This is a genomic window from Sinorhizobium garamanticum, from assembly GCF_029892065.1.
Lineage (GTDB): Bacteria > Pseudomonadota > Alphaproteobacteria > Rhizobiales > Rhizobiaceae > Sinorhizobium > Sinorhizobium garamanticum.
On the sequence record NZ_CP120375.1, the window covers coordinates 332,551 to 346,250 of the forward strand.

The following is a 13,700-nucleotide window of genomic DNA, read 5'->3' on the forward strand; positions in this document are numbered from 1 at the left end:
ACGGTCTTCTGGCAGAATGACGAAACGCGTCCTCCTGGTTCGGCTCGGAGGTCACCCACGTCGCAAGCCCTGAATCGCGATCGTCTGACTGGCTGCAAAGTGCATTACCAACAACTTTACGCCTCGCGTCCGACAAACAGGCGATCCCGCCTCGAGACCGAAAACCTTCCTTCAACCGCAAACGGAAAGAACTTAGGACTAACACGTTGATTCATTTGTAAAAAAGTCCGTTTTTGTCAGCTGACAACTTTTGCAGTCTGTTTTGAGGACGCAATACGTCGCCCCCATTCTTCGCAAACGGCCAAAAAAGCAAGATCTGGTGTAGCATTCGGCTTTTCACAGCAGCGTCCTGGCACCTCAGACTCGCGAAAGGATCATCGCTGCGCATCAATGATCAAGCCACTTCATGCGGAACCATCTCTGGTTCGGTGCTCGAATGTCGCCGCCAACCTCTGGAGCACATGCTGAGGGAGCTGCGAACTGGTTCGGGCTTGTCCCTGCCTTTGGGGTCCTCCATGTCGCCGACGAAAGTTCCTGCATGCATTGTGAAGTCCCTATTCGTACCGACTTGCATCACCTGAGTTGCTCCCCTGCCGAGACCACCGCAAGCGACAGCGTCAGACATAAGGTCCGCTAGTCGGTTGATTCAACGTACTGATCTGTCGATTTTGTCAGCCGACAACAAGCTGTCGCCCAAGAACTGAAGGCATCGATTCCCGTCGATCAAACTAGGTTCTTGGATCAGGAGGCCAATCGATCACGTCCGCCACGCGCCCTGAGTAGTGCCATCAACACCCGCCCCAGCGAAAACTCGCCGCGCTTTGCCCGAGATGTCAGATCCCGCAGATATCCGCCGGCCGAGTTGATGTGCCCTGCTCGCTCCAGAATGCAGGCCATGATGGCGGATGCATTTTGGGGCCCCATGACCTCGCAGGCATCCTGGTAGGCCGACGGACTGACGCGGAGCGTTGAGCGGACGACCACCGCGGCCTGCATCAGGTCGCGCCAGTTCGCCACAGCGCCTCCGGGGCCATAATCTGAAATGGTTGGGCAAGCCTGCAACACCATCCCTAACGGAAACGCCTTCATCGGCTCGCGCTGCGGCTCGATGGCTTGGCTCGGCTTCTCCCCCTGCTCTTGTCGAGAGCGAAGTTCAAGTTCTTTAATGGATTCTGGAGTTGAATTCTGTTTGTGCCGCTCAGTTTGATCAGGATTGGCGCTCAAATTTTCGATTTTTACCCTAATTTCCAGAAGGTTGGAGATTTCCTCGCGCAACATCTCCATCTCTTCGAGGATAGGGGTAACAGTCGCGGCGGTTGCCACTCGAGGAATGGTCACCACCAGGCTGCGGTAGTGCTGGTGTATCGCGTCCCAATTGCCGTCCACTCCCTCCCCGAGGGCGACTTCAATCAGCTTGCCGATATCGCGCCGGCAGATCGTCAGGCGCTCTCGAAGTCTACGCAACTGCAGTCGCTCCATCTCGACATTGGCAGCTATTTGCTCGATCTCGCGTGCGCGTGACAGCAACGGAGCTAACGAAAAGCCATAGGCCTCATCGATCGCGCCGTCGCCGTCCTTGCGGGCGTAGCGCTTGCCATTTGGGCTATCGCGGCGTGCCAGAAGGCCAGCGTCGACGAGCGCTGCGATGTGGCGCCGCAACGTCGCTTCGGCCATGCCATGCGCGCGCAGCGACAACTGCATGTTAGAGGGAAACACGATGAGCCCGTTTTCCTCGGACAAAGTCGTCTCGGGATAAAAGCTCAAAAGTGCGCTCATAACCGAGAGCGCTCGCTCGCTGATGCCGAGCTTCGGCTTAGCTGCGCAGAGCGCTCGAAACAGCTTCCACTTGTCGGCCGATGTCTCAGGTTCGATTTCGCGTGACATGTATTGGCTTGCCAACATGCCAAGCGTCATCGATCGCCGCCCGAAGGGCGTCGTCACACTTCCATCTTGCATCTTCTTTCACCTATCTTCAGGCAAAAGACGTCCGCTCACCCGTTCCGGTGCCAAAGACTCTTGACTGCGATTCGTGGAAATGCGATTCTCAGGCTGCTAAACGATGAGAGAGGCTTCCACGATGGTTACCGTCTGGGGGCCTTTTTCTTTTGCGTGCTCAGTCTTCCTTCCGATTACCCTGCGCCAGGAACTCGGCATAGAGCCGGTCCAGGTTGTCTGCGAGATACCGCCCAAAGGGGCCGGCATTCCTTGATTTCATGGACAAGGCAAAAGCCTTGCCGGAGTTCGAATACTTAGCGGAGACGGTCTTGTCCGTCGGTTGCCAGTTCTCCATGATCTTGGGGGCTGCCTTTCGGACAGGCTTCGCCGCGCTGTTCAGACTAGAAAACAGGGCATTGAAGCGTTCGTCGGTGCTCAGTTCGTCGAAGGAGGGATCGGAGACGATCGCCTTCACCTTCTCTTGGTTGGCAGTTTTGCCCACAAGCAATGACAGCTCGACCCAGCGTTCTCGGCCGACTGTCGGGCAGGGCCCGATCCTTGCGATTGTCTCTTCAGGAATACGATCTGTTACGGCGATCATTTTCGAGATGGCGGCCGCATTGGCAGCAAGCGCCAATCCTATGATTGCCCGGTCATAGCCAAGCTTCTCGAGGTGCGAGGCGAAGTTCGCGCGTTCGATGAAGGAGAGGTTGGCGCGCGCCGAGTTTTCTTGTCCCTGGGCGATAACGTGCGTACGGTCATCTAGCGCCTTTACGACCGCCTTGACCTTGCGGCCGAGCTCACGGGCAACGCGCGCGCGGCGATGTCCAAAGACGATCTGGTAACGGCCGGCTGCCGACGGGTGAGGGCGCACAAGGATAGGCGTATCCTGCCCGCGCTCGGCGATCGCCTGCTTCAATTCCTCGAACTGCTCGGGATTATCGTCCATGCGATCAGAGACGAACGAACTATCGAGTGTCTCAGGTTCGAGCTCGACGACCGTTTCTCCTTCGAGAAATTTATCGGCCTGGCGCGACAACTCGTCGAGCGAGCGCACCATGCTCTTCGAGGCGCCGCGCATCGGATAGGTGGTCGCAACGTCTGCGTGCGGCATTTCCGCTGCATCTACCAGTCCCGCCAGTAGGTTCTTTCTCGCCATCTGCCTGCTCCGTTTGCCTACGATCTACCGGACCGTCCCGGGGAAGTTTACGCTTCTCAACTGACAACCTTCCTGCTCCAGGAGGCATGGACGAGTTCGGCGATCTCGGCGTTGACCGCGTTCAAGGAGTCCATCGCGCGCTCATAGGTGGACCGCGTCATCTGGCTCTTGTCGACTTCGTAAAGTGTCTGCTTGGTGATGCCGGCGTCTGAAACCGCTGTCGATTTCAGCATCTGGTTCTTCAGCACGAACTGGTGGAACAAGGTCTGCATGAAGCCCACCATCTGCGCCTGCGGCCCGTCCGTTGGCTCGTACCGGGTGATCAGGTAGCGATACCATTCGAGATTGACCGCAGCACCCGCGTCCCGGATAGGCTTCAGGATCCCGCCCAGCATCAAAAGGAACTGGCCCATCGACATGACGTCGAGCATCTGCGGATGGATCGTGATTAGGACGCTCGTCGCCGCAGTCAGCGCCGTGATCGTGAGATAGCCGAGCTGGGGAGGGCAGTCGATGACGACAATGTCGTAGCGGTCGTCGACTTCCGCCAGCGCGCGCGAAATCCGCGTGAAGAAGGTCTTGCCATCATTCGAGCTCTTGTTCGACATCGCAAGCGGCGTGTCGTACTCGTACTCCTGAAGTTCGAGGTTCGCAGGCACAATATCGAGGCCCGGGAAGTTGGTAGGCTGGATGATCTCGCTGATCGATCGGCGTTGATCGTCATATCTGAGCGCCTCATAGAGCGAGGGCGACATGTCGAGCTCGGGCTGAAAACCGTGAAGTGACGAAAGTGATGCCTGCGGGTCGAGATCCACCGCCAAGACACGGTGCCCGGTCAACGCCATGTACTGCGCGAGATGGGCGGCCGTCGTCGTCTTGCCCGAACCGCCCTTGAAATTGACAACGGCAATGACCTGGAGCTTTTCGCCCGCCCGACGGTGCGGCACGTAGTTCCTGGCTTCCGATCGTCCATGCTGATCGAGATACTTACGTAGTTCCGCCATCTGTTCGGCACTATAAGAACGGCGACCCGACGACGATGTCTGGGGGAGGGGGCCCTTTCCCTCAAGATGGAGTTTCTTCAGCGTGCTTTGCGAGACGCCCAGGAACTGCGCCACTTCCGAAAGCGAGAACTGGCGAAGCAGTTTCTTAGCATTCGGCGGGAACTGCTGCATGCTCAAGAGATGCAGCTTCTTAGAAATCAGATCGCCCTGTTCGAGGATGAGCTCCTCGAAATGCATCGGCTGTGCGGGAGCGATGGACGGCGAATTAGCGTTCATTGCAAGGGAACTCTCGAATAACGGTTTTTCGGTCCGAGAACCAACATAATCGTTATTATGTGCGATTCTAGCCGGCTGACAAGGAATATAGAGTTAACAAAGGGTTAATACCCCGTCCCGAGCGGGCCCCGCTCGGGGGCAATACACACGTGTTTCTCCTTTATTCCTATGCACTTAGAAGGCCGCTTGCGCTCCGCTAAGCGCCAGCGAGTTTTCCAGGGGAGAACCACGGCCGTTTCCCTGACCACGAAACGCCACTTCGAAATAGCGGTCATATTCTCCCAGCGACTCACCCGACTCAGCCTTTGTGGATCCATTCCCAACTGGTCTCCTGTGAATCCTGCAATTGGGAGGGCCACGCCACGTCTTTCACCCAAACTAACGCCCGAATCACCGCCTGCACAACCCTGTTGAATTCTACAACTGCCCAGCGATTCGGATCCGTGCTCATCTCCGCGACGATGTTCAACGACGGAGAAATTCATGCAGGTTCTCGCGATCTCAAAGCCCCGGAATACCGTGGAAGCTCGGCTTCTCCACAGCCATCATCAGCTGCGCGCCCGCGTCTTTTCCGATCGGTTGGGTTGGGAAGTCAATGTTGCAGGAGGCTGTGAGTCGGATGCTTTCGACGACATCCAACCGACTTACATTTTAGCCGTCGCCAAGATGGGCCGATTGGCTGGATGTGCCCGCCTTCTTCCTGCACTGGGCCCAACGATGGTGGCGAGCGTTTTCCCCTCGCTCCTTTCTGCCGGGCAGTTCAGCGCTCATTCATCCATGGTCGAGAGCTCGCGCTTTTGCGTGGATACCTCCCTTTCCGAGGGTAGGGGGGACGGTTCCATTCACGAGGCAACTCTGACCATGTTCGCGGGCATCATCGAATGGTGCATGTCGAAGTGCTTAACCGAAATCGTGACGGTCACTGACCTCCGCTTCGAGCGGATCCTCGCGCGTGTCGGCTGGCCGCTTCAGCGGCTGGCCGAACCCAAGAAGATCGGCGTGACTGTGGCCGTGGCGGGGATCCTGTCCGCCGACGCCGGCACTTTCCAGAAGCTTCGCCCTTCCACCTACCGCTCTGATTTCAGCCCTGTCAGCAAGGCAGCATAAGGAGAAATCCGTGAACCAGCTTCGCTCTCACCCTCGTCTTGTGCGCAAACTTCAGGAGGCGCTCGGCGACCAGCTCTGTGTTGCCCTAGACGACGCGACCGTGGTCGAGATCATGCTCAATCCGGACGGAAGGTTATTCATCGAGCGTCTCGGGCACGGGGTAGCCCCGGCGGGCGAGATGTCGTCGGCCGCGGCCGAAATGGTGATCGGTACCGTTGCGCATGCGCTTCAGTCGGAGGTCGACACGGAACAGCCGATCATCTCCGGAGAGCTGCCGATCGGTGGCCACCGCTTTGAAGGTCTTTTGCCGCCAGTGGTCGCCAAACCTGCTTTCACCATTCGCCGTCGTGCGTCGCGTCTTATCCCGCTCGATGAGTATGTGCGTTCAGGCGTGATGACGGAGTACGAGGCGTCGACGATACGCAGCGCGATCTCCTCCAGGCTCAACATCATCATTTCCGGGGGAACGGGTTCCGGCAAAACGACGCTCGCGAATGCTGTGATCGACGAGATCGTGAAAAGCGCTCCAGAAGACCGGCTCGTCATTCTGGAAGACACCGCCGAAATCCAGTGCGCGGCCGAAAATGCCGTACTTCTTCATACCAGCGATACGGTCGATATGGCCCGGCTCCTCAAGAGCACAATGCGCCTGCGCCCAGATCGGATCGTCGTGGGCGAGGTCCGCGACGGGGCTGCGCTGACACTGCTCAAAGCGTGGAACACCGGCCATCCGGGTGGCGTCGCTACTATCCACTCGAACACCGCCATGTCGGCATTCCGCCGCCTTGAGCAACTTACCGCCGAGGCCAGCCATCAGCCCATGCACGAGGTGATCGGCGAAGCGGTCGATCTCGTCATCTCGATTGAACGGACCCCGCGCGGACGGCGCGTCCGCGACATCATCCAGGTCGAGCGGTACGTCAACGGCCGATACGAAGTCGAATCCGAGCAGCTCACCGAAGAACAGGAGACGCGCCATGTCGCGTAAGAATGCAGTTGTCGCCATTGCGCTGCTTGCAGCTCCCCTGGTTTTTGCCTCTGTCGTGCCGGCTGTCGCCAGCTCCGGCGGCGGCCTTCCATGGGAAGGACCGCTGCAGCAGATTCAGGAGTCGATCACCGGTCCGGTCGCTGGCGCCATCGCGCTGGCCGCGGTGGCTATCGCCGGCGGCATGCTGATCTTCGGGGGTGAGCTCAACGATTTCGCGCGGCGGCTCATGTATATCGTCCTCGTCGCCGGCATCCTGCTGGGCGCCACCAACATCGTCGGCCTGTTCGGCGCGACCGGTGCCTCGATCGGACTGCCGGACGAGCAGATCACATCGACCGGGCAAAATGCAGAAGGGGAGGGGGCTCATGGCTGAGCCCCTGTCCGCCCTCCAGCGCAGCCGCATTCACCGTGCTCTTTCGCGTCCTAACCTCTTGATGGGTGCCGATCGGGAACTGGTGCTGCTCACGGGTCTCGCCGCCGTCATCCTGATCTTCGTGGTGCTGACTGTCTACTCGGCGCTTTTTGGGGTCGCCGTCTGGATCGTGATCGTTGGACTGCTCCGGATGATGGCAAAGTCGGATCCGCTAATGCGCCAGGTCTATGTCCGCCACATCTCATACAAGCCTTACTACAAAGCGACCACGTCACCGTGGCGCCGGTTTTGAGGGGCTGGCATGGTTGCTCTCAAACGCTTCCGGGCCACCGGCCCATCCTTCGCCGATCTCGTTCCCTATGCCGGACTGGTTGATAACGGCGTGCTTTTGTTGAAAGACGGAAGTCTGATGGCTGGTTGGTATTTTGCCGGACCAGATTCCGAAAGCGCCACAGACCTCGAACGCAACGAGTTGTCGCGCCAGATCAACGCGATCCTGTCGCGGCTCGGAAGCGGCTGGATGATCCAGGTCGAGGCCGTGCGTATTCCGACGTTCGATTATCCCTCGGAAGATCGTTGCCATTTCCCTGACGCCGTCACGCGCGCGATCGACGCGGAGCGGCGGGCGCATTTCGCGCGTGAGCGGGGACATTTCGAGAGCAAACACGCGCTGATCCTCACCCACCGGCCGCTGGAATCCAGGAAGACGACCCTCAGCAAATACATCTATTCAGACGAAGAGAGCCGAAAGAAGACCTATGCCGACACGGTACTGTTCATCTTCAAGAACGCCATCCGCGAAATCGAGCAATATTTAGCGAACACGCTTTCGATCCGGCGTATTGAAACACGCGGGGCAGTCGAGAGGGGAGGGGTGCGCGTCGCTCGCTACGATGAACTGCTGCAGTTCGTCCGGTTCTGCATTACCGGCGAGAACCACCCTATCCGCCTGCCGGACGCTCCCATGTATCTCGACTGGATCGCGACGGCTGAACTCGAGCATGGGCTGACGCCGAAGGTCGAGAACCGATTTCTCGGAGTCGTGGCAATCGATGGTCTCCCGGCCGAGAGCTGGCCGGGGATCCTGAACAGCCTCGACCTGATGCCGCTCACCTATCGCTGGTCCTCGCGCTTCATCTTCCTTGACGCGGAAGAGGCTCGCCAAAAGCTGGAGCGGACCCGCAAGAAGTGGCAGCAGAAGGTCCGGCCGTTCTTCGACCAGCTATTTCAGACGCAAAGCCGCTCGGTTGATCAGGACGCGATGACGATGGTAGCCGAGACCGAGGATGCGATCGCGCAAGCATCGTCACAGGTTGTCGCCTACGGCTATTACACGCCGGTGATCATCCTCTTCGACAGCGATCGAGAGGCACTACAGGAGAAGGCAGAAACGATCCGCCGGCTGATCCAGGCGGAAGGTTTTGGGGCGCGGATCGAGACGCTCAACGCCACCGATGCGTATCTCGGGAGCCTCCCGGGCAACTGGTACTGCAATATCCGCGAACCGCTGATCAACACCAGCAATCTCGCGGATCTGGTTCCGCTCAATTCGGTCTGGTCAGGGAACCCGATCGCACCTTGCCCCTTCTATCCTCCGAATTCTCCGCCGTTAATGCAGGTCGCGAGCGGCTCGACGCCGTTCCGGCTGAATTTGCACGTCGACGACGTCGGCCACACGCTGATCTTCGGGCCAACCGGCTCAGGTAAGTCGACACTCCTCGCACTGATCGCGGCACAGTTCCGACGCTATGACGGTGCCCAGATCTTCGCCTTCGACAAAGGCAGCTCGCTCCTGCCGCTGACGCTGGCCGCCGGCGGTGATCATTACGAGATCTGCGGCGACAATGCGGAGGAGGGGAGGGCACTGGCGTTTTGCCCATTGTCGGAACTCGAAAGTGACGCCGATCGCGCCTGGGCGACCGAATGGATCGAAATGCTGGTCGCCCTGCAGGGTGTCACCATCACGCCCGATCATCGCAACGCCATCTCGCGCCAGGTCGGTTTGATGGCGAGAGCACCTGGTCGATCGCTGTCGGATTTCGTGAGCGGCGTTCAGATGCGCGAGATCAAGGACGCGCTACATCACTATACTGTCGACGGGCCTATGGGTCAGCTTCTCGACGCGGAAGAGGACGGCTTGACGCTCGGCGCCTTCCAGTGCTTCGAGATCGAGCAACTGATGAACATGGGCGAGCGCAATCTCGTACCCGTGCTTACCTATCTGTTCCGACGAATCGAGAAACGCCTCGACGGCTCGCCGAGCCTGATCGTACTGGACGAGGCCTGGTTGATGCTCGGCCATCCGGTGTTCGGAAGCAAGATCCGCGAGTGGCTGAAGGTGCTCCGCAAGGCGAACTGCGCGGTCGTGCTGGCTACCCAGTCGATCTCGGACGCCGAGCGCTCGGGGATCATCGACGTGCTGAAGGAATCCTGCCGGACGAAGATCTGCCTTCCGAACGGCGCCGCACGCGAACCTGGGACGCGCGAGTTCTACGAAAGGATCGGTTTCAACGAACGACAGATCGAGATCGTTTCAAATGCGATTCCCAAGCGCGAATACTACGTCGTCACACCTGAAGGCCGGCGGCTCTTCGATATGGCGCTTGGTCCCGTGGCGCTCAGCTTCGTCGGCGCATCCGGCAAGGAAGATTTGAAGCGCATCCGCACACTTCATTCAGAACACGGCCGCGATTGGCCGATCCACTGGCTTCAGATGAGAGGGGTTCACGATGCCGCATTGCAGCTCAACGTCAAATAGATTGCTCGCCGCTCTGGCTGCCGTCGACTTGATGATCGGCGCTGTCACGCCGGCCGAAGCGGGCACCGCCACGGGTGCTGCGACCGAGTGGACGCAGGTGCTCAACAATGGCGAGCTGGTCGCATTGGTGGGGAAGTCCGGTGAGCAGATTCAGAACCAGCTCACCCAGATCAACCAGCTCGCGCAACAGCTCGAAACGCAGCTGAACATCTACCAGAACCTGCTGCAAAACACGGCCACGCTCCCGTCGCACATGTGGGGCCAGGTCGAGAGCGATCTCAATCAGCTTCGCAGCATCGTCGATCGGGGCCAGAGCATCGCGTTCTCCATGGGCAACGCCGACGACGTGCTGCAGCAACGATTCCAGAGCTACTCATCCCTCAAGACCAACCTGCCAAGCAACGAAACATTCTCCTCGACCTATCAAACCTGGTCGGACACCAACCGAGACACGATTGCCAGCACGCTGAAGGCGGCAAGCCTCACGGCCGATCAGTTCGACAGCGAGGAAACCACAATGTCCTCGCTGCGGTCGATGTCCGAGACGGCCGACGGGCAGATGAAGGCCCTGCAGGTCGGCCATCAGATCGCCGCGCAGCAGGTCGCGCAAATGCAGAAGCTCCGCGGCCTCGTCTCACAGCAGATGACGATGATCGGAACCTGGCTTCAGACCGAGCAGACCGACCAGGACCTCGCTCAGGCACGGCGGGAGAAGTTCTTCAACGCCGAGGTCAAGACCATTCCGGAAGGTCAGAAAATGGAGCCCCGCTGGTGAGCCGTGCCGTCGTCATTGCCCTGCTCGTACTCGTTGCTGCTGTTTCGTCTGCAGCGACAGTGCTGATCGTCAACTCAAGAGACACCAATCAACCTGCACTCACCGAGGGTGCCACCAGAGAGAAACTCTTTGGCTCCGGCAAAGAACTTCCGCCGATCAAGGACGGTCAGGAGATGAGGCCAAGATGGTGAAGATCACTCTTGCACGTTCTTTCCTCACCGCGGGACTTGTTTGCGTCGCCTTCGCGGCACCCGCTTTCGCGCAGGAAGGACAGGTCCTCACGGAACTGGAGAACCAAGTCTCGACGGCTGCGAAAGGATGGGAAACCACCATCATGGACGCGGCTAAATCGCTGTTTTGGATTCTGGCGACCATCGAGATCGGCATAGCCGCCGCCTGGCTTGCGCTCCAGGCCGCATCGCTCGACAGCTGGTTTGCCGAGCTCGTCCGGCGGATCATGTTTATCGGTTTTTTCGCTTCCGTTCTCACGCAGGGTCCGACCTTCGCGCGGGCCGTGGTCGATAGCCTTTTCCAGATCGGCGCCGGCGGCGGTTCAGCCTCCCCCGCAGAAGTCTTCGACGCTGGCATTCGAGTCGCCTCGCAAATGTCGCAGCAGGCCCAGTTCGGCGTCTTCGAGGATAATGCTCTGGCGATCGCCGCCGTGCTGGCAATGGGCGTTGTCGTGATTTGCTTTTCTCTGGTCGCGGCGATTTTTGTGTCGGTCATGGTTGAAATGTATGTCGGCCTGCTCGCCGGCATGATCATGCTCGGGCTGGGCGGCTCGTCCTTCACGAAAGACTTCGCTGTCCGCTATCTCGTCTATGCCTTCGGCGTTGGCATGAAGCTGATGGCATTGGTGATGATCGCCAAGATTGGGTCCCAAGTGCTCTTGGGCCTCGCGAATGCTCCGACCGCATCGTCCGAGCAGTTTGTAACGACCTTGGCGATTGCCGGCATCTCTGTCGTCGTGTTCATCATTGCTATGTATGTGCCTAACATCATCCAAGGTGTTGTCCAGGGAGCCTCGGTTTCCGGAGGAATGGAGACGATCCGCCACGGCGGTCAGGCAGGGTCCTTCGCCGCAGGCGCTGGGTTTCTGGCCGCGGGTGCAGCAAGGGCGGGTTTTGCTGCCGGTCAGTCCGCACGAGCAGCCGGTTCGTCGGTCGCTGGTGCGGCTCTTCGAGGTTTCGGCGCGGGGATCGGATCCGCCAGTAGTGCTGCTGGATCCGCCGCTAAGGAGAAGGCGATCAGCTCTCCCGGCGCCTATGCAGGATCGATCCTCGGGCTTGCCAACGCCAAGCTCGATGAGAGCCGCGGCGGCTACAGCGGCCACAAGCCACCTCCCGAACGCAAAGACTAACAGCAATCAGAAAGTGATGGATCGATGGCAGCGAACCGCGCCCCCGAGAATCCATATCTTGCCGCGCGGCAGGAATGGACCGAACGCTACGGATCTTACGTGAAGGCGGCCGCGGCATGGCGGATCGTCGGCATTCTGGGCCTGACCATGGCCGTGATCGGCTTCGGATATGCGATGTATCTGAGCACAACGGTCAAGCTCGTGCCTTACATTGTTGAGGTCGACAAACTTGGAACGTCGGTGACAGCCGGCTTCCCCGCACAGATCGAATATGCGGATGTCCGTGTGGTACGTGCGACACTCGGCAATTTCGTAACCAGCTTCCGTTCGATCACACCCGATGCCGTCGTCCAGAAACAATATATCGACCGCACCTACGCGCTTCTTCGAACGTCCGACCCATCGACGGAGAAGATCAACGCGTGGTTTCGGGGGAATTCACCGTTCGAAAAGGCGAAGACCTCCACGGTGGCTATCGAGGTCAACAACATCGTGGCGCTCTCGAACCAGACCTATCAGATCGACTGGACCGAATACGAGCGGGATCGCAAGGGCAAGGAGACCGGCACGCGCCGGTTCCGCGGGATCGCGACGGTCGCGCTGACCGCGCCGCAGGACGAGGCGACGATCCGCCTCAATCCGATCGGTCTTTATGTCCGGGATTTCGACTGGACGGCACAGCTTTAAGGGCAGGGGTTATCACATGCACAAAATAGGATTGATCGCAGCCGCAGGCTGCATGACCGGACTCATCTTTGCGGTGGGCGCTCACGCACAAAACATGACCACCAACGAGGTGCGTGGCACTAAGCTATCAAGCAAGTGGCGCGGCACGCCGGGTCTCGTCACCACGGGAGCGGACGGAAAGGTGATCTTTCTGTTTGGCGAAACGCAACCGTCCGTCGTCTGCTCGCCGCTGCAGGTTTGCGATATCGAGCTGCAGGGCGGAGAAATCGTCCGCGACGTCCTGGTCGGCGACACCGTGCGCTGGAAAGTCGAACCGGCGACATCAGGCGCGACCGGTGGGCAGGCGATCCACCTGATCGTCAAGCCATCGGAGCCCGGTCTCGTCACCTCGATGGTGGTGACGACGTCGCGGCGCACATACCATATTCAGCTCAAATCCCATCCGAGCCAATATATGGCCCGCATCGGCTTCGAATATCCCGAGGACGTGTCGACCAAGCTCGCCGACATCAATGCGCGGCTCGAAACGGGAGGCGTTCCAGGGACAGCGCCGGACAAGCTGAACTTCTCCTATTCGGTCAGCGGCAGCGCGCCGTGGAGACCGAAGCGGGTCTATTCGGACGGCACAAAGACTTACATTCAGTTTCCGAGGTCGATCTCCGGACAGGATGCGCCGGCGCTTTTCGTCGTCTCCGGCGGGCAGAATCGCATCGTCAACTATCGCATGAAGAACAACATGATGATCGTCGACTATGCCGTCGATAAGGCGATCCTTGTTTCCGGCGTTGGCTGGCGCAAGCAGAAGATCACCATCCGGCGGGGAGGTTGAACGATGCGGAAACTTCTTCCCTTCCTTCTCGCCACTGCCCTTCTTTCCGGTTGCCAGATGGACGACGTTGGCTTGACGACGAGCTCTACCCCTATGCCTGTGACTGGCCCCGCTGCGAGCGCCATCGCGGGCGACATGGCAAGCCGCCTTGCCGAACAGATCGGTCCCGCCGGCAGCACGACTATCAAAATGGTGAGGGATCAGTCGGAGTTCGCATCCGCGCTCGAGGCGGCGTTGAAGGGCTGGGGCTACACGGTCATCACCGACGGGAAAGCCGGAAAGGACGTCAAGCCGGTCGAACTCGCCTATTCGATCGATGGCGTCGATGGTCAGGTGCTCGCACGACTTTCGACCCCGTCGATCGCACTTGGCCGTGCCTATAACGCGACGTCAGCAGGCGCTGTACCAGCAAGCCCGCTCTCGATCATGCAGCGCGACTGACAGGGGGG

Annotated in this window: 14 protein-coding genes; 11 read left to right on the top strand and 3 right to left on the bottom strand. The window is 59.4% G+C overall.

Annotated elements, in window-relative coordinates; translation table 11 throughout:
• Positions 1–741: 741 nt before the first annotated feature.
• From repC to repA, 3 genes are all read right to left on the bottom strand, one after another.
• Entirely contained in the window at positions 742–1,956 is a 1,215-nt protein-coding gene (gene repC, locus PZN02_RS30815) for a plasmid replication protein RepC (RefSeq protein ID WP_280663354.1), read from the bottom strand.
• A 157-nt stretch (positions 1,957–2,113) separates the two neighbouring features.
• A complete protein-coding gene (gene repB / locus PZN02_RS30820) occupies positions 2,114–3,094 on the bottom strand; it encodes a plasmid partitioning protein RepB (protein WP_280663355.1) in 981 nt (326 codons plus the stop codon).
• A 56-nt stretch (positions 3,095–3,150) separates the two neighbouring features.
• On the bottom strand, positions 3,151–4,374 hold the full coding sequence (gene repA, locus PZN02_RS30825; RefSeq protein ID WP_280663356.1) for a plasmid partitioning protein RepA: 1,224 nt from the start codon (positions 4,372–4,374) through the stop codon (positions 3,151–3,153).
• A 483-nt stretch (positions 4,375–4,857) separates the two neighbouring features.
• Between repA and traI the strand changes: the two genes are divergently transcribed.
• From traI to trbH, 11 genes are read left to right on the top strand one after another with little or no spacing between them, the layout of a single operon-like run.
• Complete coding sequence (gene traI, locus PZN02_RS30830) at positions 4,858–5,481, top strand: acyl-homoserine-lactone synthase (RefSeq protein ID WP_280663357.1); 624 nt, start codon at positions 4,858–4,860, stop codon at positions 5,479–5,481.
• A gap of 10 nt (positions 5,482–5,491) precedes the next feature.
• Positions 5,492–6,469, top strand: a complete 978-nt coding sequence (gene trbB, locus PZN02_RS30835; RefSeq protein ID WP_280663358.1) for a P-type conjugative transfer ATPase TrbB — start codon at positions 5,492–5,494, stop codon at positions 6,467–6,469.
• Positions 6,459–6,842 carry a TrbC/VirB2 family protein gene (locus PZN02_RS30840; RefSeq protein ID WP_280663359.1) on the top strand — a complete coding sequence of 128 codons (384 nt, stop codon included), beginning with the start codon at positions 6,459–6,461 and terminating at the stop codon, positions 6,840–6,842. The genes trbB and PZN02_RS30840 overlap by 11 nt, the downstream gene beginning before the upstream one ends.
• On the top strand, positions 6,835–7,134 hold the full coding sequence (locus tag PZN02_RS30845) for a conjugal transfer protein TrbD (protein WP_280663360.1): 300 nt from the start codon (positions 6,835–6,837) through the stop codon (positions 7,132–7,134). The genes PZN02_RS30840 and PZN02_RS30845 overlap by 8 nt, the downstream gene beginning before the upstream one ends.
• A gap of 9 nt (positions 7,135–7,143) precedes the next feature.
• On the top strand, positions 7,144–9,600 hold the full coding sequence (locus PZN02_RS30850) for a conjugal transfer protein TrbE (protein WP_280663361.1): 2,457 nt from the start codon (positions 7,144–7,146) through the stop codon (positions 9,598–9,600).
• Entirely contained in the window at positions 9,572–10,375 is an 804-nt protein-coding gene (gene trbJ, locus PZN02_RS30855; protein ID WP_280663362.1) for a P-type conjugative transfer protein TrbJ, read from the top strand. The genes PZN02_RS30850 and trbJ overlap by 29 nt, the downstream gene beginning before the upstream one ends.
• A complete protein-coding gene (gene trbK / locus PZN02_RS30860; RefSeq protein ID WP_280663363.1) occupies positions 10,372–10,566 on the top strand; it encodes an entry exclusion protein TrbK in 195 nt (64 codons plus the stop codon). The genes trbJ and trbK overlap by 4 nt, the downstream gene beginning before the upstream one ends.
• Entirely contained in the window at positions 10,560–11,735 is a 1,176-nt protein-coding gene (gene trbL / locus PZN02_RS30865) for a P-type conjugative transfer protein TrbL (RefSeq protein WP_280663364.1), read from the top strand. Before trbK ends, trbL begins: the two co-directional genes overlap by 7 nt.
• Positions 11,736–11,759: 24 nt before the next feature.
• On the top strand, positions 11,760–12,422 hold the full coding sequence (locus tag PZN02_RS30870) for a conjugal transfer protein TrbF (RefSeq protein ID WP_280663365.1): 663 nt from the start codon (positions 11,760–11,762) through the stop codon (positions 12,420–12,422).
• A 16-nt stretch (positions 12,423–12,438) separates the two neighbouring features.
• The gene (gene trbG / locus PZN02_RS30875; RefSeq protein WP_280663366.1) at positions 12,439–13,251 is read left to right on the top strand and encodes a P-type conjugative transfer protein TrbG; all 813 of its coding nucleotides are present in this window, start codon (positions 12,439–12,441) and stop codon (positions 13,249–13,251) included.
• 3 nt (positions 13,252–13,254) lie between these two features.
• Positions 13,255–13,692 (top strand): conjugal transfer protein TrbH, encoded by a 438-nt coding sequence (gene trbH, locus PZN02_RS30880; protein WP_280663367.1) that lies wholly within the window; start codon positions 13,255–13,257, stop codon positions 13,690–13,692.
• The last annotated feature ends 8 nt before the right edge of the window (positions 13,693–13,700 follow it).